The sequence below is a fragment of the Gammaproteobacteria bacterium genome, assembly GCA_003696665.1.
GTDB lineage: Bacteria > Pseudomonadota > Gammaproteobacteria > Enterobacterales.
On record RFGJ01000269.1, the window covers coordinates 1 to 1,592 of the forward strand.

The window sequence follows — 1,592 nt, forward strand, 5'->3', positions numbered from 1 at the left end:
AAGACGTATTGCGCCCACCACCGCCTCGTTCTCAAACGTGTATTTGTTGACGAGGCTCGAAGTGGGGGGAGCACATCAAAACGAGACGCGTTCCTGAGAATGGTGCGACAAAGCGAAATCAATCCCCCCGATGGCCTGCTGGTATGGAATTTTGCCCGCTTTGCCCGTGACCTGGATACATCTCTCTTCTACAAATCTCTGTTGCGCAAGAACGGCATCGTTGTCCATTCCTTGACCGACCCTATTCCTTTTGGTTCTTACTCCCGCTTGATAGAAATCATGATAGATATTGCCGGTGAGGAAAAACTTCGACAAACTGCGAGAGACGTAAAGCGGGCCATACGCTCTCTTGTGTCACAGGGGTACGCCCCTGGAGGAGGAGTGCCACCAAAAGGGTACAAGGCCGTCAAAGAGGTCATTGGCAAGCGCCGTGATGGAAGCCCGCGAGTGGTCAGCCGTTGGGTGCCAGACCCTGATTTGTGGGAAGATGTGAAACTTGCCTGGAAACTGCGCTCTGAGGGAGCATCTTACAGAGAAATTACCCAAATGACTGGTGGACGCCTGTACACCAGTACTTCGTCATGGAGCACATTCTTTGCCAACAAAGCCTACCTGGGAGTTGGCAAAGTTGGAGATATTGAATTCCCGGAGCATCACGAAGCCGCGGTTGATGAAAAAACCTGGGAGAAAGTCCAACATCTCCGACGAACTGTTCGTAAACGAGGTTCACCTTACAATGCAAAACGGATGTACTACCCTTCCCTGCTCTCAGGTCTAGCCGAATGTGCTCATTGTGGTTCTAAGATGTCTTATGAGGGCGCACGAGACTGGCCATTTTACATCTGTGGGTATAAAGTGCGACATGGTTCTCGTGCATGCGTTAGCAAGCGCATCAATTCACGCAAGGTGGATGCTGTCATTCTGGACAGGATTCTCGCGCATGTTTTCACCCCCCAGTTTGTTTCTCTTCTGTTGGATGAAGTTGCGCGCACATTTAGTGATATTGAAGCATTGAATATCGAAGAAAAACGCTTGCAGAACGCCCTGGCAGGTAACAAACGTGCAACCCAAAACTTATTACGCCTGCTGGAAAGCATGGAGTATTCTGAACCTGACAGCAGCGTGGTAATGCGCCTGCGGAAACGCGAGGTAGAATATCAGCACTTGACGCAAATGCTTCGGGATGTTCAGCAAAGAAAAGAGCAGGCATGCCTTGCTGTCCCCCATGAAACACTACATGCAGTAATTGCCCACTGGAAGAGGCAGTTACTACAACCACGCAAAAGCAGCGATATTCACGCTTTGCATGTAGCCTTGCGCAAACTTGTCTCTCGCCTGGTATTAGACTATACTGAGATTGACATCTGGTACACCTTTCAGATGCAACCAGGTACCTGATAATCTTGTTTTGGCTCGTTGGGGGCACACGGAAATCCCGCTTGCAAGCGGGATTTTTTTATGTCTGAGTGATTTCCAGCAGCAATTCCACCACCTGCGGGTCAAGCGTTTTCCCGGCCATGCGGGCGATTGTACGGGCGGCCTCCTCCGGGGGGAATGGCGGGCGCCAGAGACGGCGAGAGGTCAACGCACAC

The 1,592-nt window shown here is 51.1% G+C and carries 1 protein-coding gene; it reads left to right on the forward strand.

All coding sequences use genetic code 11. From position 1 onward, the window contains the following. The first annotated feature begins 99 nt into the window (after positions 1-99). Entirely contained in the window at positions 100-1,398 is a 1,299-nt protein-coding gene (locus D6694_07520; protein ID RMH42938.1) for a hypothetical protein, read from the forward strand. Positions 1,399-1,592: the final 194 nt, after the last annotated feature.

What these genes read in the sequence shown, in the direction of transcription:
- D6694_07520 (RMH42938.1), top strand. Translation starts at nt 100, where the DNA reads ATGGTGCGACAAAGCGAAATCAATCCCCCCGATGGCCTGCTGGTATGG.